The following is a 20,036-nucleotide window of genomic DNA, read 5'->3' on the forward strand; positions in this document are numbered from 1 at the left end:
GCTGATCACTTCAGCGTGAATCGCAGGGTGATGGTCTTCTTGTCCGCCGTCTTCAGCGCGGCCACCACCTTGGACCCCTTGCCCAGCTTGACACCCTTCGCTTCGAGCTTGTTGCCGCCCGCCGGCTTCAGAGCGGCTTCCGATTTTTCTGCGCCGTTGAGCACCGTGAGTTTGCCGCTCGTACCGGCCGTATCGAACTCGTCTTCGTGGTCGAGGACGTAGATCGTGGCGCCGTCGCCGGCTGCGACCAGTTCGAAAGACAGGTCGCTCGCGCTTTGCACGATGCCGCCGTACTGCGGCTTCGCAGCACCGTGCGCAAACGCGTTGTTCACGCTCAGCGTCGATGCCGTCAGCACCACAGCGGCGGCGAGAAGGCGCAAGGGAGAGTTTTTCAGGATCATCGGATCGTCCTTTGGTCAGGGGATGGCGCGCTTTGACAAGGCGGCGCCGCAAAGCCTTGGGGAATGGAAACAAGAATCGTGCAGCTCACCTCAGTACGACTCCTGCGGGACCGGCCGGAGGCCAGGTCCGGGCACCTCCACTTCGAGCAAACGCTCGGCGGCGCGGCGGCCAAGCAGCCAGAACAGGACCGGCGTGAGCAGCGTGTCGAGAACGGTCGAGCTGACCAGGCCGCCGAAGATCACCACGGCGACCGGGTGCAGGATTTCCTTGCCCGGCGCATCGGCGGCCAGCAGCAGCGGCGTCAGCGCGAAGGCGGCCACCAGCGCGGTCATCAGCACCGGCGTCAGACGCTCAAGCGAGCCGCGCACGATCATCGGAATGCCGAAGCTCTCGCCTTCGAAGCGGCACAGGTTGATGTAGTGGCTGACCTTCAAGATGCCGTTGCGCGTCGCGATGCCCGCCAGCGTGATGAAACCCACCATCGAGGCCACCGACAGGCTCACACCGGCGAGCCACATGGCCACCACGCTGCCAATGAGGGCGAGTGGAATGTTGGCCATGATGATTCCGGCCAGCACCGCGGACTTGTAGCGCGCATAGAGCACCAGGAAGATCATCGCCAGCGAGACCAGCGACAGACCCACGATCAGCTTCATCGCCTGCTCCTGGGCCTGGAACTGCCCCTCCAGGCTCACGAAGGTGCCCGGCGGCAATGGCGTCTTGGCGATCACATTGCGGATATCTTGGATCACCCGTCCCATGTCCGAGCCGTCGGTGTTGGCGTAGACCACGATGCGCCGGCGCCCGTTCTCGCGTCCGATCTGGTTCGGGCCATCGGTTTCCTCCACCGTGGCGATCGCCGAGACCGGCAAGCGGCCGGCCGGGGTGTCGATCAACGTGGCGGCAAGGTCCTGCGGGCTGCGCCGACCGTCCGGCAGGCGCAGCACCAGGTCATAGCGACGCTGGCCGTCCACGATCTGGGCGCCGTGTGCCCCGTCCGTCAAGGCCTGCAGCACCCGCACAGCTTCGCCCGGCGACAAGCCCGTCTGCGCCAGCTTGCGCTGATCGAGGCGCACCGTGATCTGGGGAATCAGCACCTGCTTCTCCACCGTCAGGTCGACCAGGCCGGGTACGCCTGACAGCCCTTGGCGCATCTGCTCGCCGAGGCCGCGCAACGTATCGGTGTCGTCGCCGAAGATCTTCAGCGCAATTTGCGCGCGTACACCCGACAGCAGGTGGTCCAGGCGGTGCGAGATGGGCTGGCCGATTGCCACCTGTGCCGGCAGCACCGACAACCGCGCCCGGATATCCGCCATCACGGTCTCGCGGTCGCGCGCGGATCGCTTCAGGTCCACGTCGATCTCGGCGGCGTGCACGCCTTCGGCATGCTCGTCGAGCTCGGCGCGCCCGGTTCGACGCCCGACCTGGGTGACTTCGGGCACCTCGGCGATCAGCGTTTCCGCGAGCGATCCCATGCGGTTGGCCTCGGCCAGCGCAGTGCCGGGATTGAAGACCATCCCAAGCACCAACGACCCTTCGTTGAAGGCCGGCAAGAAGGCGCGCGGGAAGAACGGCACGCTGGTCGCCGCAGCGGCTACCGCCACGGCGGCGATGGCGATCAGCAGCTTGGCGCGCTCGAAAGACCAGCCCAATACCTTCTCGTCCCAGCGCTTGAGGCGGATGACCAGCGGGCTGTCGCCGTGATCCAGGCGCTTCATTGTTGGCAGCAGGTAGAGGCACAGCACTGGAGTCACCGTCATCGACACCAGCATGGAAGCCAGGATGGAGACAATGTAGGCGATGCCCAGCGGCGAGAACAGCCGTCCCTCGATGCCCGGCAGCGCGAACAAGGGCACGAACACCAGCACGACGATGGCGGTCGCATAGACGATGCCGGAACGAACCTCCACGCTGGCCCTTCGCACGACCTCCATCGTGGACAGGGGATTGCCGGCCGCACGGTTCTGCTTGAGTCGGCGCAGGATGTTTTCCACATCCACCACGGCGTCGTCGACCAGCTCGCCGATTGCGATCGCCAGGCCACCCAGCGTCATCACGTTGATGGACTGGCCCAGCAGCTTGAACACCAGCGCGGTGACCGCCAGCGACAACGGGATCGCCACCAGGGAAATCAGAGTTGTGCGCGCCGAGAGCAGGAAGGCAAACAGCACGATCGCAACCATGATGGCCCCATCTCGCAATGCCTCGCTGACGTTGCTGATCGATGCCTGGATGAAGTCGGCCTGGCGGAACAGCACCTTGGGTGCCGCCAGGCCCGGCGGCAAGCCTTGCTGGAGCTCGCCCAGGGCGGTCTCGATGGCGCCCGTCAGCTTCACGGTGTCCGCGGCGGGCTGCTTTTGCACGCTGACGATCACCGCCGGCAGGCCGTTGTAGCCGGCGTCGCCCCGTTTCATGCTGGCTGCGAAACGCACATTGGCCACCTGGTCCAGCAGGACGGGACGGCCCTCCTTCCAGGCAACCGCAATTCCGCGCAGATCCTCTACCCGGTTGGTGCGGCCGAGATGGCGGATGAGGAACTCGCGGCTGTTGAGGTCGATGAAGCCGCCGCCCGCGTTGCTCGCGAAGCCGCGCAGCGCCTGCTCGACCTGGGTCAGCGAGACACCGTACTGGGCCATGCGGGCCGTGTCGGGTTCGACGCGCAGTTGCCGCACGTCACCGCCAATCGGAATGACCTGGGAAACGCCGGCGATGGACAGCAAGCGCGGGCGCAGGACGAAGTCGGCGTACTCACGCGCGCGCATCGGGTCCGCGGCCGTCTTGCCGTTTCCTTCCGCCAGGGGCAGCGCGATCAGCATCACCTCGCCCATGATCGAGGACACCGGCCCCATGGCGGGCGTGATGCCACCTGGCAGTTGCTCGCGCACCAGCGCCAAGCGCTCGGCCACGAGCTGGCGGTTGCGATAGATGTCGGTGTCCCAGTCGAACTCGGCATAGAGGATGGACAGGCCGACCCCGGAGGTCGAACGCACGCGCGTCACGCCCGGCATGCCATTGAGCGCCGTCTCCAAGGGAAAGGTGACAAGCTGCTCGACCTCTTCGGGCGCCATGCCGCCGGCTTCCGTGAGCACGGTGACCAGCGGCTTGTTGAGGTCCGGAAAGACGTCGACCGGCGTGCGCCACGCGGTGATGGCGCCATAGACCAGCAGCAGCGCCGCGACGGCCAGCACGAAGAGACGCCCGCGCAGGCTGTGGTGAACGATCCAGTTGAACATGCAGAGGCTCCGTTCAGCGGATCTGCGCGATCAGCGGAGCACCTTGCACCACCACGCGATTGTCGGCACCCAGTCCCTGGGTGATGATCACGGTCGATGCGTCCAGCGGACGGTACTGCACCGGCTGCGGGATGTAGCGCTCGGCGCCGGATTTGATCCAGACGATGGGCTCGTTGGCGCTGTTGCGCACCACCGCCTGCGCCGGCAGCACGAAGCCCTTGATGCGTTCCGTGAGCGTCGCCACGACGGTGACCGGCTGGCCGATGGCCAAGGGCATGGCTGCGCCAGGCTTGTCCGGCTGCGCCCGGAACGTGAGTGGAAGCACGCCGTCGCGCAGGCTGCGTGCGGCACCCAGCAGCTTCAGCTTCACGCCAGGAGTGGCTTGCAGGTAAGCGTCTCCGAGACGAGCAGGCAAGCCAGGATCGGCGGTCGTGGCCTCGACCAGCACCCGGCTCGGGTCGACTACCTCGAACAGCACGTCGCGCGCTTCCACGATCTGGCCGGAGACTGCATCGGCCCTCGCGATCACACCGGCCACGGGCGCCACGAGCGCTTCGCGCGCGCCGAGGCTCGCACCGATGCTCTTCTCACGCGCCGAAAGACTTTGCAGTTCCGCGCGCGCGGCTTCGATGTCTTTGCGAGGCACCGTGCCTTCCAGCGACTGCAGGCGCTGCACCCGCTGCGCCGCCAGTTCCCGGCTGCTTCGCAGCTCGGCCAGCTGCGATTGCTGGTTCGCCAGCGCATAGGGCTCGGCATGGTGCTTCACATAGGCCAACAGCTCGCCTTGGCGTACCGATTGGCCGGCCACCGGCAAGCCGCGCGGGCCCGGCTCGATACGCCCGCCGTGCACAGCTTGCACGCGGCCGCCGGCGTTGGGATCCATCACGATCCGCCCCGGCAGCTCCAAGGTGGCGGCCGCCTCGCCCTCGGTGGCCACAAGGGTCCTGATGGCCATGCGGCGCTGGGCCAGCATTGGCACCTGAACGCTGCCGTCCGGCAGGCGAGCAAGGCCCGATGTATTGTTGCTGCTCGGTGCGTCAAGGTGCTCTCCGTTAGGTCCGTGCGCGCCGGCCGCTGCAAGCGTTGCACTGGGTGCGACGAGGCTTAGCAGCACCGCGAGCGCGGCGATCACCGCCATGCGATACGGCGCCGGTTTGCAGGATGCAAGTTGAAGTCGCTGCGTCATTGGGCACCTCCGGTCGGAAGGCCGGGGCGGCTGCCGGCATGGCGATTGAGGAAATAGATGACGGCACCGGCAGCCAGCAGCGCCAGTGCGAGCCAGACGGTCAAGGGGACGCCGTGGCCGTGTTCGTCGTCATGGGAGTGCCCGTGGGAGCCCGCGGCGGCTCCTTCGCTTTTGATGGTTGCGTCCAGCAGGTCCGTGTCTGCACCGGCCAGCACGGTGATCACGACCGCATGCTCGCCGGGCGCTTTCAGGGCCTTGAGGAAGGCGGCATCGTCGACGGCGTAGTCGCCCAGATCGGAATGGAATTTGGCGATTGCCTTGAGCGCGCCGGACTCGACTTCCACCTTCGCATCGAGGACCGGCTCATTGGTTTCGAACCGGTTGATGAGCATCGAAAGCTCGTCCTCGCGCAGGTGGCCGACCAGTTCGAACGTTTCCGACTTGGCCTCCATGCGCGGAGCGCTGTTGCCGCCGCTGACGGTCTGGCCGGGGGCATCGAGGTGCTCACCGTTCGGGCCATGGGCCCCCGGGCTGGCCCAGGCGCGGGCGCCCAGCAGCAGCATCAGCGAAAGGGCGACGGCCAGCAGCAGGCAGCAGCGGTGCCTGAGGCTGGAGGTGTGTGTGAGATGAATCATGGAAACAGTCCAAGTGCTTGTTGGAGTTGGGCATGGGCCAGGCCCAGCGCCGCTTGCTGGCGCGCGAGCGCGGCGTCGGCCTGTGCGGCGGCATTTGCTGCGCGCAGCAGGTCTGGCAGAGAGGTTTCACCTGCCTTGAACGAGGCGTCGACGAGTTGCGCACGTTCGCGCAGCAGACCGGCGCGGGTGCGTGTGCTGTCGACTTGCAGCGCGGCGCTTTGCACGGCCGCACGCGCCACCGCGAGTTCGGTGTCTTGCCGCTCGCGCAGGCGTTGCTCGGTCGTCTCCGCCACATCGAGGTCGCCGAAGGCAGCGGCCTGCAGAGGCGCATTGCGGCCGTCGGTGCCGAACGGTATCCGCAGGCCGATGCCGATGCCACGTAGTGTCGCCTCACCCATGCCGGGTGCCTCCTCGCGGTACCGAAGCGATAGTTCCGGCGGGTCGCGCCGCGATACGTTGACGGCGTCCAGGCGTTTGCGCGCCCGCTCGACGGCCTGCGTGGCGAGCCGCAGTTCGGGATGCTCGCCGGTCGTCGACGGCTGCTCTCCAGCAGCCGGCGCCGGCGGGCTCGGCATTTGCGACATCGCGTCGATGCCGGTGAGTGTTCGCCACTGCGCGCGAGCCGCCTGCAATCGCTGATCGGCTTCGCTCTGGACAGCCTTGGCCTCCAGGAACTCGGCACGGGCCGCCAAGGCATCAGCCCGTGCCAGGTCGCCTGCCTGGACACGACGCTGCACGTCGTCGACGATGCCTTGCAGATAGCGCGTCTGAGCTGCGACCGACATTGCTTCGGCCTGGGCTGCCGACAGCTTCCAGGCGGCTTCGCGGACCTGTCCGGCCACGCGCAATCGCGCCGCCTCGAGGCCAAGGTCCGAGAGCTTCAGTTCGGCATCGGCGGCTGCAGCGCGCGCGTCGCGCTGGCCCGGCAACCAGAGTGGCCACACGAGGCCCACCTCCGTCTCGCGACGCCCGGCGTTCGAATGCCAACGGTCGTTGATGTGGTTGAGCTCGGCGGCAGGCGGCGCCGCCCAGAGGCTGGACGCCGCCGTCTGCTCTGCGCGTGCGCGCCGAGTCTGGGATTCAGTCTCTCGCGATTGGACGGCGCGCTGCCAGGCCGCTTCGAAGGCCTGGGCGATGCTCACGCTGGCCGACACTGCGCTGACGGATGAAGTGGATGGTTGCGCGGCTGCGGGCGCTGTGACCCCAAGGAGCACGCTTCCTGCGATCGTGCAGGACACAAGCCATGGAACGGATTTCACAAGACTCCTGACTGACGGGACGGCGACATCGGCGAGCCGGCCGCGCACGCGCGATGCGGATCAGCCTGCGAGGGTCGCCAACATGAAAACGGCCCACGCGCGCGAACGCGGGGTGAGCAGTGGCGTTTTCAGGTCGTCAGTCTTGGAGGTCGTCGAGGACCGTCGAGATGCGGCCAGGGTCCGGCCGCCTCGTTGACCATCATCGGTCGGGGCGCTTCGGCAGGTGCAAAGGAAAAGGAAGCCGTGAGCCAGACCGCGGACGCGCCCAGGCAGCCATCGGCAACGACGTGTTGGACAGACTCGTCCGAGTCGTCCTGCGCCACGGACCCGTCATCGTGATGGTGATGCGCCTCGTCCTGCCAGTGCAGGACGGCGTGGGCCATTTCCTCTACTTCTGCGAACGCGGTGGCCTGCCCGCCGATGGCGATGGCCTGCCAGAACGCAGAAAGTAGGAGGAGGACGAGGGCTAGCCTGCGGCGCATCGCGCAAGTCTAGCCGAGGGTCGTCGCCGCCCAGATGCATGCCCGCAATTTTGGCGGGCATACGCGCCGATCTATCTCAATGGCAGTGGTATCCGCCGCTCTTCCGATCGTGGTGGCAGCCATTCTTGTCCGTGCCGCCGGAGTGCGCCCAAACCCCAACGCTCATCATCAGCGCGACGAGGGCGACCATCAGTTTCTTCATATCGATCTCCTTGCCCAAAAGCAGGCGAGATGAAGCATCCCCGAATGTCACCAATTGTTTCTTGAGGGTTTGCCCATGCCGTCGTGACATTAGTTCGCTCCTGCCGTTCCCAAGCCCGCAAGCTTGACCTCGTTGCATGAACGCGCCATCGACTCGGAACGGTTCGCCTATCCGGAGTGGCAGGTGATCGATCGCAAGAGAGGGGCGACGCGATACGGGCGCTTGCGCAGGCGCGAATCCGAACCTTCGCAATCTCGCGGTGCCAGCGATGACCACAGCTTTCGATGTGGCAGAGAAGAAGGCGCTTGACCAACTGGTCGGTGTGACGCGATCCTGCCTCGTCGACATGACCGCATCGGCGCGGCGCTTCAAGCCGGTGACGACACCGCCGCCGGGCTCCTATTGAGTGGGTTTGCATCAGTTTTTACACCCGGCTCCGTTGCGCATACACAGGAGGAAGAATGCACTTGAGTCTGCTGCCGTCGTCGGTCCGCGAAGCTGCCTACCGGCGCAAGTTCCTGGACAACCGCGAAGAAAACCTGTTCATGGGTTCCTTCGAGAGCTTCGCCGCTGCCGAAGCCGGCGCGCCGCCCTCCAAGGCCATCGGATACGACAACGCCCCGGCGGACGCCTTCTACAGTCACCAGGTCGCTTTCTACGACTACCCGGGCCTGTTCTGGCTCGGCCGCGCGCTCGACGACGGCATGCGCAGCATCTTCGACCTGGGCGGCCATGTCGGCATCAAGTACTACGCCTTCCGCCGCATGCTCAACTACCCTGCCGACCTGCGTTGGACCGTCTGCGACGTGCCTAACGTGGTGGCGAGCGGCCGGGAGCTCGCGGTGCAGCGCGAGGCCAGCGCGCAGCTCAGCTTCACCACCGATTGGCGCGACGCGAGCGGCTGCGACGTGCTCTACGCCTCGGGCAGCCTGCAGTACCTGCCGACGCGCATGTCCGAGATCATTGCCGCGCTGCCCGTGAAGCCACGGCGCATCGTGCTCAACACGACGGCGGTGCATCCCGAGCGCACGCTCTACACGCTCAACAGCATCGGCTTTGCCGTCTGTCCCTACCGGATCCAGCACCACGACGAGCTCCTCGCCGAGCTCGCCGAATCCGGCTACAAGCGGCGCGACGCCTGGCGCAACGAGGGCAAGCCGATCGAGGTGCCCTTCGTCGACGGCGGCGACAAAGCGTACTACGCGGGTTGCTGCTTTGACCTGTCCTAGGGGGCAACGCGGGCCCAAGATGTACGCTACCGTTGCTCAGCCCGCTTTGGACGCCGCTCCGCTTCACAACGACTAGACAGTGTGCCGGTTGCCGAACCGCTTGGGCGGCACGCGCCACCCTTAACCGTCGATGCGGGAGGCCGCCGGCGTGGCGTCGAGTCACTCATGGGTCGTTCCGCCCTTCGCGATCTGCGTCCAGGTCCGACCCTGGTCCTTGCTGAGAAACACGCTTCGCTTGAAGGTGGCGATCGCGATCTCTTCGCGCCGAACAGGGTTCTGCGCGATGTACGCCACAGCATCGTCTGTCGGCGCTGGGATCGGCACCTCTTCGGCCTTGGCCCTGGCCTTCAATACGATCCTCGCCAGCACCGCCTTGTCGGCATAGGTACTGAACCACAAGTGCTGCCCATCCAGATCGAAGCTTTCGGCAGTCACCATGCCGCCGACCAGCCGCTCGAAGCTCTCCGCCGAATTCCGGGACAGATAGAGTCCCTCGTCCGTGCCCGCGGCGGCGACGGCAGCGTTGGTGGGATGCACGGCCAGGCTATGGAGCCAGCGCCCCAGTCCCTTGGCCGCGGCGCGTCGCCACCTGAGGCCGTCGGTCCGCGTGTGGTAGATGCCGACTTGGCTCATGCGGGTGTTTGCCTCTTTGTTGGCCACGTACACGGCGTTGGTCGCGAAGCTGGTTGCCAGTATGTGGAAGTCCGACTCGCCCGTGAGCCCGAGCTGCTGCCAGGTTTTGCCGCCGTCGCTGCTCTTGATCAGGCCAAAGGGATCGGTCAGCTCGGAACCCGGCGCCGGGTGCCCGCTGCTGTACAGCGCATCGCGCGTGGCGGAGAAGCCCATGTAGTCGTGCGCCGGCCCCTCCGCCTTGGACCAATGCCCGTCCGCGTACACGGCAAGGCCATGGTGGCTGGGGATCAGGAGCTGCTTTCCGTCAGCGCTATAGGACAGCCCGTGGACGTGAGTCAGGGTCACCGGTTGGCCGGCGCGAACCGGCGGCGCCGCGAGGACGCCAAGTGCGCATGCGAGCATCCAGGCGTGGAGAGTCTGTCGTTGGGCGAGGCTCGCACGAATCATCTGAGGCCTCCGGTCCTCGTCATGATGATTTGTGTATCGGCAGGTAGAACAGTTCCTCGCCACGCAAACCAGCTTCGTGCCGTCGCGCGCGGCTACAAGCCATCGTTGAGGTGTTGCGACGGCGCACAGATTCGACGTTTGCAAAACTTTCGAGCTGGAGGTGCTACGGAACTACAAGCAGGCGGTGGCCGAACGACGATGGGAGGTCGCCGACGAACGGCCCCTATGAAGGCGATCGTGAACTTGGGCGGGCGCTGGATTCCGTTGGGAGCTCGCTAGAGATGCCCGTGCGGGCGCTTCCCTCAAGCCGTCAATATCGGGCAGCTTTCTTGCGGTTGAGACGGAGTCCATATGGGAACGGCTATGCCTCACAGCCACCGGCGAACCCTCTTCTTGTATGCGGCGTACTGTGGACCAAAGAGCGAGGACAACGCGCGCTCCTCGGGCTTGATTTGGAACTTGTTGACGTAGAGCACGAACACCGGCAGAAGCAAAGCCAGCAGTTTGACAAGTACGCGACCCACGCAAGCAGGTAGAGCAGAAGGCTGAGGTACATGGGATTGCGTGTGAGGCGAAAGGCACCGCTGGTGACCAGAGACGATGTAGCCATAGGCTTGATTGGGTTCATCGTGGTTCTTGCTCGCCAGAAGGAGACCATGCCCGAGACGCCGAAAACCAGGCCAACCGAAGCAAGAAAAAGGGCAACCGATATGCGAAGGCCGGACGGCACTTCAGCCGGCGCGACCAGCGAGGACACGAGCCACATGAGGACGCCGAAAAGCAGCGCCGCGGCAGGAGGGACCTTCAGCTCAAGCGAGTTCATGGCAGCGAAGGTGGGGCACAACGCCAAAGCTCACCGGCGCGCTGGTGCGCAGCGGAATTGCCGTCCGGTGCAGCGCCTTGTTAGCCATGGGCGCCTGGGCCATGGCCGCCGCCAAGCAACATGACACCAACCATCAGGATCAGGACGATGACAATTCCGCCAAAGACTTTCACCCAGAGTGGCGTGCTCGTGGTCGACCCGAGGTCGGACCCTGCCCTGGCGTTGCCCTGTTCGCGCTGCTTTCGCACACGTACCGAGTCATGCCCCGCGGCTTGTATACCGCCAGCGTGACGGCCGCGAGCAACACCAATAGCCCACCTCCGGTGTGGACCACGAGGGAGGTTCGCAGCCCAATGAGGTCGGCGCTGGAAAATGTCGCCTCTGCCGCCACGTCGGCCAGGTAGCTAATTGGCTGCAGCTTCAACAGCAACACGCCGGTGGCAACGGCGGTTAGTAGGAGTTTGAAAAGAATCCAATAGTGCCGAAACAAGCCCCACGCAGTACCCAGTGCTTGAATCAGCCCAGTTGTCAGCGAGGCGAGACTCAGCGGCAGGATCACGAACCAGGCGGTTAGATCCATCGCGAGAGATGCCGCACGCACCATCTGCTCGTCTTGGCTGATCATACTGGCGAGCGCAGGTAAGTCGATGGGTTCTCGATCAGGATCTGGCGCTGCAGACAGGTCTGGGCCTGGTCGACATGGCGGCAGACGAGGTCGAGCGCTTCGTCGGTCATCGGCAGCGGCAACAGGTCGGCCAGATAGGTACCGCCGACGACGCTCCATGACAGGTGTTCGGACACGAGCCCCGGCTCGATCCGGCGCACGACATCCCGAATGCGTTCGAGGTGCGCGGCGTCCAACCCGTCCGCGCTGCCCAGCGACAGGCCGACGCCGTGCAGGGACACCGGATAGTCGCACCGGATGGCCTCGAGCGTGCGGATCGGCGCGCCGCCGCCCATGTAGTTCTCGGTATGCGCCTCCAGCCAGGCGACGGCGGGCCGTGTCTCGAGCACGGCCTCGTGGTGCTGGAAGCGCAGCCCGATCCCCGCGGCGGCCGGCACCGCGCCGCGTTCGTCGCGCATGGCCGCCACCGCGCTCAACTCGACTTCATGCTTCCGCCCTGGATCTTGGCGCAGTCACCCGCCGGCAGCAGCACGAAGGACTTGGGGTCGCGCGCCTGCGTGGACTGGCCGGCACAGGAGTGCTTGCCCTCGGCGCAGTCGTTCTTGGCGGCGGCATTGATGCCGTAGCACTTCTCCAGTTTGTTCTTCTCCATGCGCGCCATGTTGTCCTTGACGGCCTGTGGCGCCTTGCTCATGTCCATGCCTTGCGCCTGGGCCGCCATCCCCGATGCGGCCAACACCAGTCCGAGCGCGGTAGACAGCGCTGAACCTGCGAACACTTGATGAGTCATGGTTTCACCTCTCGCGTTAAGGCCTCGGGTCGAGACCGACACTCAAAGGTTCGTCCGAGGGCGGCGAAAGGTTACGCACCGCGAAAGAAAAATAGTCGCCCCGGCGGACCGCGTTGAGGGCTATCGTGCGTTGCGTGAGCAGCAACCGTGATCGAAACCCTGCGTTGAGGCTCGTCCCTCACACAACGTCGCCGAGCGAAATGCCCGTCGTGGTGCGCGAGTTCGACTGGTCCATCTTGATGGCGCGCGCCCAGGCGGGTGATCGAGAGGCCCAACGCGCTCTCCGGCACCACCCGCAACCCGTGGAACCTGGATCTCACCCCCGGCGGTTCGAGCGGCGGGGCGGTGGCGGCCGTGGCTGCGGGCATCGGGCCGCTGGCACTCGCCACCGATGGCGGCGGCTCGATTCGTCGGCCCTGCGCCTACACCGGGCTCATCGGCCTGAAGCCGACGTGGGATGCGGTGCCGCGTGCCGACGGCTTGCCCGAAATGCTGCCGGGCCTGGAAGTGATCGGCCCGATCGCGCGCACCACGGCGGACTTGGTACGCATCCTGCAGGTGCTCGCACCCGCCATGCACACCATCGACCTTGCCGCTCCGTCGCCGCGCCCGCAACGCATCGCGTACTGGCGCGCCATCGCCGGCAGTCCGGTGGACGCGGCCATCGCCGACCAGGTCGATGCGGTGGCCGTCCGGCTGCGCGCGATGGGCCATGTGATGCTCGAAGCCGAAGCGCCCGATGCCGTCGCCCGCTTCAACCGCGAAGCCTGGCCGGTGCTGAGCGCGACCGGGCTGGCCGCCGTGCTGCGGGATCGCGCGGGCGACGAAGGCCTGCTGTCGCCCGCCATGGCCGAGCTGCTCGCGGCCGGCCGCCGCCTTTCGGCCGTCGACCTGTTCGCCGCGCAGGCGCTGCAGCGCGAGGTGCGCACCGCGATGGCGCGGGTGTTCGAATCGTGGGACCTGATCCTCACGCCGAGCTGCGCCGCGATGCCCTGGGCGGCGCCGCGCAGCCATCCCTCGCAGATTGCCGGCTGCGCGGTCGGTGCGCGCGGACATGCGGTCTTCACTGCCTTCGTCAACGCTGCCGGCCTGCCGGCACTGAACCTGCCGGCACTGAACCTGCCGGCCGAGCCTGGCGTGGACGGCTTGCCCATCGGCTTCCAGCTCGTCGGGCCGCAGGGCAGCGATGCGCTGCTCTGCACCATCGGCCATGCCTTCGAACAACGCCATCCCTGGCAACACCGGCGTCCCGCGCTTGCCGCGGTGGCGCCTCTCAGCGAGATCCTATCCGCATGAAGATCGTGATCATCGGTGCCGGCGTGGCCGGTGCCATCCTGGCGCGCCGGCTCGCCGGACTGCCCGGCGTCGAGCTGCATTGTCTGGAGCGCGTCGGCCCCGACGACCATTCCGAGGCCGGCACGGGCCTCAACGTGGGCCCCAACGCGGTCAAGGCGCTGCACCTTTGCGACGCGGCGCTGGCCGCCGAGGTCGAGGCCGCGAGCCTGCCGTGGAAGCACTGGCAGATCGCGCTGACCGACGGCACGGTGCTGTTCGACCTGCTGCTGTCCGAGGTGGCGGACAACCCCGGCATCCGCATCCGCTGGTCGGAGCTCTACCGCGTGCTGCGCGAAGGCGCGGGCGCGGCGATCCGGTACGGCTGCGAGATCGCATCGATCGCCGCAGCCGCGGGCGGCGGCGGACGCACCGCCGTGCGCTACACGCAGGGCGGTTGCGAGCACCGCATCGATGACATCGATCTGCTGGTCGGCGCGGACGGCCGCTATTCCGCTACCCGCGCCGTGTTCTCGGGCCTGCCCGAGCCGCGCCACGTGGGCGTGGCGATCCTGCGCACGCTGGTGCCCGACACCAGCGGCGGCCTGATCGACGACTACGGCCAGTGGTTCAATGGCCCGCACCGGCTGTTGGCCTTCTGCGTGCCGCCAGGGCATGTCTACATCGCGGCGACCTACCCGGTCGAACCCGGTGCGCCGCTGCGCGACGAATGGAAGACCGAAGCCACGATGCGCGCCACGTACCAGCCGGCGCAGGGTGTGCCGAGCGCGCAGGTGCAATGGCTGATGGACGCCATGTGCGCGAACCTGCCGCACAGCCACTGGGCGCGCATGCAGGAGTCCGACGTGCTGTTCGGCGAAGCCGATTTCAACGTGATGTACCTGGGCGACAGCGCCCATGGCATGGCGCCCACGCTGGGCCAGGGCGCGACCCAGGCGATGGAGGATGCCTGCGCCGCGGCGCTGATCCTCGAGCGCGAGATCCGCGCGGGCCGCCTGGCGCCGCGCGACTGGCTGGCGCTGGTCGACGCCGCGCGGCGCGAGCGCATCCGCTTCGCGATGGCACTGTCGATCACGGCCACCGACACCATGCTGGCCGGCGCCGACCCGGTGGCCGGTACGCGCTGGAAAACCGGGCCCGGGTTTCTCGGCGATCTTTCCACGCTGTTCCGCGATGTATCGCTGGGCGAACGCGAAACGGTGCCTGCGCCATGACGAGCGCCGCCATCACCCACGGGCTGTTTCATCTCGCGATCAAGACCGCCGATCTCGATCGCACCCGCGCCTTCTGGACCGGCGTGATTGGCCTGCGCGAGATCGCGCGGCCCGACTTCGGCTACCCCGGCGCGTGGCTTGCCTGCGGGCAACCGGGCGGCCAGGCCATCATCCACCTCTATGCCGGCGGCCCGGCGCTGGGCGGGAGCGGCCACGTGCCGCACGGCAGCGGCGCCATCGACCACGTGTCGCTGGCCTGCTCGGGCTACCACGCCTACGTCGCGCGCTTTCGCGCCGCGTGGCTGGACTGGCGCGAATTCCTCGTGCCCGGCACCACGCTGTGGCAACTGTTCGTCTACGACCCGAGCGGCGTGCAGCTCGAACTCACCTTCGAAGGCGCGGTGGAAGACGGCGCGCCGCCCGACATGTCGGCCGCGCGCGTATACCGCGCCGGCAGTTCCTTCTTCGATCCGCTTTCCTATCCCGCCCTGACCCAGCCACCTCGTTCCGGAGAACCCCACGATGTCACGCCCTGAGTTTCCTTTCGCTGCGCCCCTTCGTGCCAGCGCCCTTCTCGCCGGCGCCATGGCGTTCGTCCTCGCCGCGTTGGCCCTGCCGGCCCAGGCGGCCGACAGGATCAAGGTCGGCGTGTTCCCCTCGAGCGCGGCGCTGCCGTTCTACGTGGCCGTGAACCGCGGTTACTTCAAGGAGGCCGACCTCGAGATCGAGGAGGTGCCCATGACCAGCCATCCGTTGACCGTGCAGGCGCTGGTATCGAACGGCATCGACGCGGCGGCGAACCTGGTGACGCTCGAAGGCGCCAATATGGAATCGCGCCGGCCCAACACGCTGAAGTACATCTCGCTCAACGGCCAGAACGCGCAGCACATGATCGAGCAGTTCGTCGTCAAGGCCGACAGCCCGGCCCGGACGCTGAAGGATTTCAAGAACGGCTTCAAGCTCTTCTCGGCGCCTGGCCCGGCCAACATCGGCGCGGCACGCGCGGTGCTCAAGAAGGTGGGCCTAGTCGAAGGCAAGGACTTCACGATCCAGGAGCAGCAGATCGGCGTGCACCTGGGCGCACTGCAGTCGGGCAACTTCGACGGCGGCTACACCCTCGAGCCGTCGGCCACCATCATGGTGGCGCAGAAGATCGGCAAGCGCATCGAGGCCGGCGTGATCTCCACCCATCTGCTGGGCAACAAGAGCGCTTCGGCTTTCGCGGCCGGTGCCGTGATGTCGGGCAAGTTCATGATCGACAAGCCTGATGTGGCCAGGCGCTTCGCCGCCGCATGGGCTCGCGGCGTGAAGGACGCGCAGGCCGACAGCAGCGCGCGCGGCTACCTGGTGCAGGGCATGAAGGTGCCGCCCGAGCTGGCCGCCACGGTGCCGCTCCCGCGCATCGTGATGGCGAAGGACATGACGCCCGCGGACGTCGGGGACTTCCAGAAGTTCCTCGACATCGGCACCGAGCTGGGCGTGGTCAAGGACAAGATCGACGGCAAGGCGTTGGTGCGGGCCTTCTGATGCGCGCCATGAGTCCCCACCTGCCGATCGGCACCGCCGCGCCCCAGGCTGCGGACGCCGACGCCTCGCACCGCTGGTACCCGAGGGGCACGCACATCACGATCCGAGGGCTGACCAAGCGCTTCCAGGACGCGACCATCTACGACCACTTCGACCTCGACATTCCAAAGGGAAAGATCGTGTCGGTGTTCGGCCCCAACGGCTGCGGCAAGAGCACGCTGATCAACATGATCGCGGGGATCCTGCCCTGCGACAGTGGACAGATCCTGTTCGAGGGCAAGGAGGCGCGCGAGACGCGCATCGGCTACGTGTTCCAGAACTACCGCGAGGCGGTGTTCCCGTGGCTGCGCGCGATCGACAACATCCGCTATCCGCTGCAGTACCTGAACCTGTCGAAGGTGGAGCAGCAGGCGCGTATGGACAGGCTGATGGAGAGCTTCGACGTCAAGCTCGACCTGCAGCGCTATCCCTACCAGATGTCGGGCGGCCAGCAGCAGCTGGTGTCGATCATGCGGGCGCTGGTGGTCGACCCCGAGGTGCTGTTTCTCGACGAGCCTTTCTCCGCGCTCGACTACGAGATGGTGATGTTCCTGCGCGAGCGTCTGCAGAAGGTGCTGACCGAACGCCGGACCACCACGCTGCTGGTCTCGCACGACCTCGACGAGGCCGTGCTGCTGGCCGACGAGGTGCTGCTCCTGACCAAGCGGCCCACGCGCGTGGCCGAGAAACTGCCTTTCGACGTGCCGCGCCCGCGCACGGCCGACACCACGATCACGCCGGCCTTCATCGCCACCAAGACCCGCGCGCTGGACGTGTTCCAGCGGGAGGTGCGTAAGCCATGAGCCTCGCCCATCGCGCCAACACCTTCGGCGCGCGTTTGCGCCCGCTGTTCGGCATCGCCGCGCTGATCGGCCTCTGGGCCTTCGTGCATGCAACGCGTGCGGTCGACCCGGTGCTGCTGCCCTCGCCACTCGAAGCGCTCGCCGCCTTCTGGAACGGCCTCGCCCATGGCACGCTGTGGGGCGACTTTTTCAAGACGATCGTGCGCACCGTCACGTCCTTCGGCCTCGCGCTCGTGATCGCGGTGCCGCTCGGCATCGTGCTGGGGTCGAGCGAGAAGATCTACGAATCGATCGAATTCGCGATCGACTTCTTCCGCTCGACGCCGGCCTCGGCCATGTTCCCGCTGTTCCTGGTGCTGTTCGGCGTCGGCGAGGCCACCAAGATCGCGGTCGCGGCCTTCGGCGCGGCGCTGGCCATCCTGTTCAACGTCGCCTACGGCGTGATGAGCGCGCGCAAGCAGCGCCAGCTCGCGGCCAAGGTGATGGGTGCACCGCGCTGGCGCGTGCTGACCGACGTGATCCTGCTCGAATCGATGCCGCAGGTGTTCGTCGGCATGCGCTCGGGCGTGTCGATCGCGCTGGTAATTGTGATCGTGGCCGAGATGTTCATCGGCTCCACCGACGGCCTCGGCCAGCGCATCATGAATGCGCAAACCATTTTCGACATGCCTGACATGTACGCCTCGATCTTCGCGGCGGGCCTGCTCGGCTATGTGATGAACCTCGTGTTCCTGGTGGTGGAGCGGCGCTTCGTTCACTGGGGCGGAAAGTAGACCAGCCCATGACCGTTCCCATGACCGACATCAACCTGCCCGCCGTGCTCGCCGAAGTCGAAGCCGTGTTCGCCGAGTACGAGCGTGCGCTCGTCACCAACGACGTACCGGTGCTTGACAGGCTCTTCTGGGATTCGCCGCACACGCTGCGCTACGGCGCGGGTGAGAACCTCTATGGCTACGACGCGATACGCGCGTTCCGCCAGGGCCGCCCGGCGGTCAACCTCGAGCGCGAGATCACGGCGACGTCGATTACCACCTTCGGGCAGGACTTCGCGGTCGCAAACGTCGAGTTCAAGCGCACAGGCAGCGACCGCACGGGCCGCCAGAGCCAGACCTGGACGCGCCTGCCGGAGGGCTGGCGCGTGGTGTCCGCGCACGTGAGCCTGGTGGGCTAGGGCCGGGCGCGTGCCGGCTGCGTGGCGAAAGCCTGAGGGCTATTTCTTCGTCTGACTTTTTATCATCTCGAGCACGTTTATCTTCCGGCCACCCGGCATGATCAGGTCGCCGGGCTTCTGGCAGGCCTTGACGGGCCGACCCAATTCGCCTCCATGACGAATGCCACGGTGGTTCGGCCCATCATCGGCGGCTTGTAGGTCGAGGTGCTTTCTCTCCGGTAGCTGGAGCCGAAGTCGCCGGTGGCCCCCGCGTGGCTGGTGGCGGTGGTCGCGCCCATGCCATGTGGTCGTCGGCGGCCCAGATGGCGTCGATCTCCTTGAAGCGCGTGAGGTAGTCCTGGGAGACCTTGAAGGCGTCGTCGTGGTTCCAGTCGTCTTTGCTTCGGAATGGTTTCAAAAACAGAGCTGCAAAGCGGTGCATTACGTCGTAAGGAGGCGAGTGTGCCGAGCCTCGTAGGGCCCTGGCAAACGTCGAGCGGACGCTTGTCAATCATGCAACTTTGGATCCGCGACTAGCGTGTGCGGCCAGAAGATCAGCCGCGTCTGCCGATGTGCTTGCGGCGGTCTGCAAAACGCAAGGGCCGCGCAAGCCCTCCCCCATGCGCTGCAAGTCTGGTTCGCAACGGTCACGCAGCGGATCGATGCGAGAAAGACCCCCGGGGCTTGCACCCCCGGATTAATTCCACCAAGAGGTTGGAGGAGATAATCAGTTCGGTTTGATGCGCTCGCCAAGGTGGCAACCCGAATGCACATGGTACGCAAGCTGTGTGTCACTTGCTTCGATGGCCATGCAGACCAGGCCTGACAATCGAGTCGGTCTTGGGTTGCGCATGCATCGCGCGTCGGCGGTTCTCGGAAGCCCGATGCGAAGCCGCAGCAGAACTCTTGCCAGAATCTCGCGAGGTCGCACGATTCACCGCTGATATGAGGAGTGCTCGGAAGTTGTGAACCGTCGTCGAACGAATCCGTCTTACTCGCGGTTCGCATTCGAAGTCTTCCAGGCCGCGGACGTCCCACTACGCGCCTACCACCGGCCACACACTGAAGAGGCAGCCGAATTCGGGTTGCTCGGTGGCTGGAAGCGGTGGATCCAGATCGCCCTAGAGCACAAGGTTTTGATTTCGCATTCGAAGGAAGTTGCATGCCCAAAAAGAAGGCGGCAGAACAGATCAAGGTTGTTGACCAGGTCGGGAAGCGGCACGTTGTGTTGCGGTACACCGTCCACTTGGACCCTGAAGCTGACGACAGCCAAGCAGCGCCCGGAGACGAGGTTGGTTCCGAGTACCGTCTCACGACAGGACGCATCGTTCAGCGGACTGGCGAGGACACGTATCAGACCGCTGACGGAACTCTGCGGCTGAAGGCGATGTAGAGGACGCACGTGGCCTCGCGATTTGCATTGAGCCCCTTGATGTCGAACTGCTGTCGCTCGTCCCACTGTTCCTCGACGACCCTGCAGTCGCGGACCACAACCCGCTCACCGTCCGTCCACGGCTGGACGGACGTGGCCTCGGGCAAGGTCCGCAGCAATGGCGTGGTCGGCGGCATCGAAGGCCGCGAGTCCTTGTTCGAGATCGGCTTCTACGAACTGCGCCTGCACGTGGCCGAGTACTACCGCGCAAGAGGCGTCAAGCTGCCCGAGCCCGCGTTCATGGGCGTGCAGGTATTTCGCTTCGGCCTGGCCGATATGTCGCAGCACTACCACCTGCCCGTGAAGCTGACGCCGTGGGGCTCGTCCTGCTTCCGCGGCGGCGCATAGGTCCGGCTTTCTGTCCCGCGGACCGATCAGCGGGCGTGCAATGCCTTGCTGGCCGTGGTGTTGGGCTCTGACAGTGCAACCACGCTGCCCGAAGCCGATGTCCGAGACCTACGAAGCCTCTGAGCCCGCAGCGAGGGTGGGCCAGGACTGCGCCCTGACGGCCTCGCCCATCTCGGTCCTCCGGTGACGACCCTCGCCAACGGCACGGCGACGTCGACACCAGTCACGGGTGACATGGGCAATCGACAGCAGGCCATCGCGCGCGCCCGTCTGCTGGCGCCGAT

General features: G+C 66.3%; 23 protein-coding genes and 2 pseudogenes. 11 read left to right on the forward strand and 14 right to left on the reverse strand.

What is annotated here, in order from left to right; translation table 11 throughout:
* Positions 1-5 precede the first annotated feature (5 nt).
* The 7 genes from ACSQ86_RS37170 to ACSQ86_RS37200 all read right to left on the reverse strand — a co-directional run bounded on the left by ACSQ86_RS37170 (position 6) and on the right by ACSQ86_RS37200 (position 7,399).
* Positions 6-401, reverse strand: a complete 396-nt coding sequence (locus tag ACSQ86_RS37170) for a hypothetical protein (RefSeq protein WP_436307613.1) — start codon at positions 399-401, stop codon at positions 6-8.
* A 90-nt stretch (positions 402-491) separates the two neighbouring features.
* A complete protein-coding gene (locus ACSQ86_RS37175) occupies positions 492-3,635 on the reverse strand; it encodes an efflux RND transporter permease subunit (RefSeq protein WP_436307612.1) in 3,144 nt (1,047 codons plus the stop codon).
* A 13-nt stretch (positions 3,636-3,648) separates the two neighbouring features.
* Entirely contained in the window at positions 3,649-4,773 is a 1,125-nt protein-coding gene (locus ACSQ86_RS37180; protein WP_436307775.1) for an efflux RND transporter periplasmic adaptor subunit, read from the reverse strand.
* Positions 4,774-4,817: 44 nt separating this feature from the next.
* On the reverse strand, positions 4,818-5,384 hold the full coding sequence (locus ACSQ86_RS37185) for a hypothetical protein (RefSeq protein WP_436307611.1): 567 nt from the start codon (positions 5,382-5,384) through the stop codon (positions 4,818-4,820).
* Positions 5,385-5,452: 68 nt separating this feature from the next.
* A complete protein-coding gene (locus ACSQ86_RS37190; RefSeq protein ID WP_436307610.1) occupies positions 5,453-6,598 on the reverse strand; it encodes a TolC family protein in 1,146 nt (381 codons plus the stop codon).
* A 245-nt stretch (positions 6,599-6,843) separates the two neighbouring features.
* Positions 6,844-7,098, reverse strand: coding sequence for a hypothetical protein (locus tag ACSQ86_RS37195; RefSeq protein ID WP_436310870.1), 255 nt, complete (start codon positions 7,096-7,098; stop codon positions 6,844-6,846).
* Between the two features lie 175 nt (positions 7,099-7,273).
* Positions 7,274-7,399: a YHYH domain-containing protein gene (locus tag ACSQ86_RS37200; RefSeq protein WP_436307608.1), complete on the reverse strand. Its 126-nt coding sequence runs from the start codon at positions 7,397-7,399 to the stop codon at positions 7,274-7,276.
* Between the two features lie 268 nt (positions 7,400-7,667).
* On the opposite strand from ACSQ86_RS37200, the gene ACSQ86_RS37205 reads away from it, so the two are divergent.
* Both ACSQ86_RS37205 and ACSQ86_RS37210 read left to right on the forward strand, forming a co-directional pair.
* Positions 7,668-7,805 carry a hypothetical protein gene (locus tag ACSQ86_RS37205; protein ID WP_436307607.1) on the forward strand — a complete coding sequence of 46 codons (138 nt, stop codon included), beginning with the start codon at positions 7,668-7,670 and terminating at the stop codon, positions 7,803-7,805.
* A 55-nt stretch (positions 7,806-7,860) separates the two neighbouring features.
* Positions 7,861-8,628, forward strand: a complete 768-nt coding sequence (locus ACSQ86_RS37210; RefSeq protein ID WP_436307606.1) for a TIGR04325 family methyltransferase — start codon at positions 7,861-7,863, stop codon at positions 8,626-8,628.
* Between the two features lie 159 nt (positions 8,629-8,787).
* Here ACSQ86_RS37210 and ACSQ86_RS37215 read toward each other — a convergent pair whose 3' ends face one another.
* From ACSQ86_RS37215 to ACSQ86_RS37235, 5 genes and pseudogenes are all read right to left on the reverse strand, one after another.
* Positions 8,788-9,708 (reverse strand): F510_1955 family glycosylhydrolase, encoded by a 921-nt coding sequence (locus tag ACSQ86_RS37215; protein ID WP_436307605.1) that lies wholly within the window; start codon positions 9,706-9,708, stop codon positions 8,788-8,790.
* A 361-nt stretch (positions 9,709-10,069) separates the two neighbouring features.
* Positions 10,070-10,531, reverse strand: a complete 462-nt coding sequence (locus tag ACSQ86_RS37220; protein WP_436310871.1) for a methyltransferase — start codon at positions 10,529-10,531, stop codon at positions 10,070-10,072.
* Between the two features lie 169 nt (positions 10,532-10,700).
* On the reverse strand, positions 10,701-11,156 hold the full coding sequence (locus ACSQ86_RS37225; protein ID WP_436307604.1) for a hypothetical protein: 456 nt from the start codon (positions 11,154-11,156) through the stop codon (positions 10,701-10,703).
* An 8-nt stretch (positions 11,157-11,164) separates the two neighbouring features.
* Positions 11,165-11,614 (reverse strand): annotated as a pseudogene (locus ACSQ86_RS37230) (multinuclear nonheme iron-dependent oxidase); the annotation flags it as partial.
* Positions 11,615-11,628: 14 nt separating this feature from the next.
* Positions 11,629-11,946 (reverse strand): BufA1 family periplasmic bufferin-type metallophore, encoded by a 318-nt coding sequence (locus ACSQ86_RS37235; protein WP_436307464.1) that lies wholly within the window; start codon positions 11,944-11,946, stop codon positions 11,629-11,631.
* A 258-nt stretch (positions 11,947-12,204) separates the two neighbouring features.
* Here ACSQ86_RS37235 and ACSQ86_RS37240 point away from each other — a divergent pair, with 258 nt between their 5' ends.
* The 7 genes from ACSQ86_RS37240 to hpxZ are packed head-to-tail and all read left to right on the forward strand — an operon-like array spanning position 12,205 to position 17,993.
* Positions 12,205-13,242 carry an amidase gene (locus tag ACSQ86_RS37240; RefSeq protein WP_436310872.1) on the forward strand — a complete coding sequence of 346 codons (1,038 nt, stop codon included), beginning with the start codon at positions 12,205-12,207 and terminating at the stop codon, positions 13,240-13,242.
* On the forward strand, positions 13,239-14,453 hold the full coding sequence (locus ACSQ86_RS37245; protein WP_436307598.1) for an FAD-dependent oxidoreductase: 1,215 nt from the start codon (positions 13,239-13,241) through the stop codon (positions 14,451-14,453). The genes ACSQ86_RS37240 and ACSQ86_RS37245 overlap by 4 nt, the downstream gene beginning before the upstream one ends.
* Positions 14,450-14,989 carry a VOC family protein gene (locus ACSQ86_RS37250; RefSeq protein WP_436307597.1) on the forward strand — a complete coding sequence of 180 codons (540 nt, stop codon included), beginning with the start codon at positions 14,450-14,452 and terminating at the stop codon, positions 14,987-14,989. Before ACSQ86_RS37245 ends, ACSQ86_RS37250 begins: the two co-directional genes overlap by 4 nt.
* Positions 14,976-15,980, forward strand: a complete 1,005-nt coding sequence (locus tag ACSQ86_RS37255; RefSeq protein ID WP_436310873.1) for an ABC transporter substrate-binding protein — start codon at positions 14,976-14,978, stop codon at positions 15,978-15,980. The genes ACSQ86_RS37250 and ACSQ86_RS37255 overlap by 14 nt, the downstream gene beginning before the upstream one ends.
* Positions 15,980-16,822, forward strand: coding sequence for an ABC transporter ATP-binding protein (locus ACSQ86_RS37260; RefSeq protein WP_436307595.1), 843 nt, complete (start codon positions 15,980-15,982; stop codon positions 16,820-16,822). Before ACSQ86_RS37255 ends, ACSQ86_RS37260 begins: the two co-directional genes overlap by 1 nt.
* Positions 16,819-17,595 (forward strand): ABC transporter permease, encoded by a 777-nt coding sequence (locus tag ACSQ86_RS37265; protein WP_436307594.1) that lies wholly within the window; start codon positions 16,819-16,821, stop codon positions 17,593-17,595. Before ACSQ86_RS37260 ends, ACSQ86_RS37265 begins: the two co-directional genes overlap by 4 nt.
* An 8-nt stretch (positions 17,596-17,603) precedes the next feature.
* Positions 17,604-17,993, forward strand: a complete 390-nt coding sequence (hpxZ, locus tag ACSQ86_RS37270) for an oxalurate catabolism protein HpxZ (RefSeq protein ID WP_436307593.1) — start codon at positions 17,604-17,606, stop codon at positions 17,991-17,993.
* Positions 17,994-18,094: 101 nt separating this feature from the next.
* Here hpxZ and ACSQ86_RS37275 read toward each other — a convergent pair whose 3' ends face one another.
* Complete coding sequence (locus ACSQ86_RS37275) at positions 18,095-18,271, reverse strand: hypothetical protein (RefSeq protein ID WP_436307789.1); 177 nt, start codon at positions 18,269-18,271, stop codon at positions 18,095-18,097.
* Positions 18,271-18,366: pseudogene (locus ACSQ86_RS37280) on the reverse strand (ABC transporter substrate-binding protein); the annotation flags it as partial. The gene ACSQ86_RS37275 and the pseudogene ACSQ86_RS37280, both read right to left, overlap by 1 nt.
* Positions 18,367-19,134: 768 nt before the next feature.
* Here ACSQ86_RS37280 and ACSQ86_RS37285 point away from each other — a divergent pair.
* Both ACSQ86_RS37285 and ACSQ86_RS37290 read left to right on the forward strand, forming a co-directional pair.
* Positions 19,135-19,365 carry a hypothetical protein gene (locus ACSQ86_RS37285; RefSeq protein WP_436307592.1) on the forward strand — a complete coding sequence of 77 codons (231 nt, stop codon included), beginning with the start codon at positions 19,135-19,137 and terminating at the stop codon, positions 19,363-19,365.
* A gap of 39 nt (positions 19,366-19,404) precedes the next feature.
* Positions 19,405-19,752, forward strand: coding sequence for a hydroxyisourate hydrolase (locus tag ACSQ86_RS37290; RefSeq protein WP_436307773.1), 348 nt, complete (start codon positions 19,405-19,407; stop codon positions 19,750-19,752).
* The last annotated feature ends 284 nt before the right edge of the window (positions 19,753-20,036 follow it).

Origin of the sequence: Variovorax sp. LjRoot130, assembly GCF_964253755.1 — a bacterium.
In the GTDB taxonomy this organism is placed as follows: Bacteria; Pseudomonadota; Gammaproteobacteria; order Burkholderiales; family Burkholderiaceae_C; genus Variovorax.

Bases quoted from the DNA above. Each gene is read 5' to 3' on its own strand.
- ACSQ86_RS37205 (WP_436307607.1), top strand. From the start codon at position 7,668: ATGACCACAGCTTTCGATGTGGCAGAGAAGAAGGCGCTTGACCAACTG.
- ACSQ86_RS37255 (WP_436310873.1), top strand. From the start codon at position 14,976: ATGTCACGCCCTGAGTTTCCTTTCGCTGCGCCCCTTCGTGCCAGCGCC.
- ACSQ86_RS37225 (WP_436307604.1), bottom strand. From the start codon at position 11,156: ATGATCAGCCAAGACGAGCAGATGGTGCGTGCGGCATCTCTCGCGATG.
- ACSQ86_RS37220 (WP_436310871.1), bottom strand. From the start codon at position 10,531: ATGAACTCGCTTGAGCTGAAGGTCCCTCCTGCCGCGGCGCTGCTTTTC.
- ACSQ86_RS37260 (WP_436307595.1), top strand. From the start codon at position 15,980: ATGCGCGCCATGAGTCCCCACCTGCCGATCGGCACCGCCGCGCCCCAG.
- ACSQ86_RS37200 (WP_436307608.1), bottom strand. From the start codon at position 7,399: ATGAAGAAACTGATGGTCGCCCTCGTCGCGCTGATGATGAGCGTTGGG.
- ACSQ86_RS37185 (WP_436307611.1), bottom strand. From the start codon at position 5,384: ATGCTGCTGCTGGGCGCCCGCGCCTGGGCCAGCCCGGGGGCCCATGGC.
- ACSQ86_RS37175 (WP_436307612.1), bottom strand. From the start codon at position 3,635: ATGTTCAACTGGATCGTTCACCACAGCCTGCGCGGGCGTCTCTTCGTG.
- ACSQ86_RS37180 (WP_436307775.1), bottom strand. From the start codon at position 4,773: ATGGCGGTGATCGCCGCGCTCGCGGTGCTGCTAAGCCTCGTCGCACCC.
- ACSQ86_RS37215 (WP_436307605.1), bottom strand. From the start codon at position 9,708: ATGATTCGTGCGAGCCTCGCCCAACGACAGACTCTCCACGCCTGGATG.
- ACSQ86_RS37250 (WP_436307597.1), top strand. From the start codon at position 14,450: ATGACGAGCGCCGCCATCACCCACGGGCTGTTTCATCTCGCGATCAAG.
- ACSQ86_RS37275 (WP_436307789.1), bottom strand. From the start codon at position 18,271: ATGGGCGCGACCACCGCCACCAGCCACGCGGGGGCCACCGGCGACTTC.
- ACSQ86_RS37290 (WP_436307773.1), top strand. From the start codon at position 19,405: ATGTCGAACTGCTGTCGCTCGTCCCACTGTTCCTCGACGACCCTGCAG.
- ACSQ86_RS37195 (WP_436310870.1), bottom strand. From the start codon at position 7,098: ATGGCCCACGCCGTCCTGCACTGGCAGGACGAGGCGCATCACCATCAC.
- ACSQ86_RS37210 (WP_436307606.1), top strand. From the start codon at position 7,861: ATGCACTTGAGTCTGCTGCCGTCGTCGGTCCGCGAAGCTGCCTACCGG.
- ACSQ86_RS37265 (WP_436307594.1), top strand. From the start codon at position 16,819: ATGAGCCTCGCCCATCGCGCCAACACCTTCGGCGCGCGTTTGCGCCCG.
- hpxZ (WP_436307593.1), top strand. From the start codon at position 17,604: ATGACCGTTCCCATGACCGACATCAACCTGCCCGCCGTGCTCGCCGAA.
- ACSQ86_RS37245 (WP_436307598.1), top strand. From the start codon at position 13,239: ATGAAGATCGTGATCATCGGTGCCGGCGTGGCCGGTGCCATCCTGGCG.
- ACSQ86_RS37235 (WP_436307464.1), bottom strand. From the start codon at position 11,946: ATGACTCATCAAGTGTTCGCAGGTTCAGCGCTGTCTACCGCGCTCGGA.
- ACSQ86_RS37285 (WP_436307592.1), top strand. From the start codon at position 19,135: ATGCCCAAAAAGAAGGCGGCAGAACAGATCAAGGTTGTTGACCAGGTC.
- ACSQ86_RS37170 (WP_436307613.1), bottom strand. From the start codon at position 401: ATGATCCTGAAAAACTCTCCCTTGCGCCTTCTCGCCGCCGCTGTGGTG.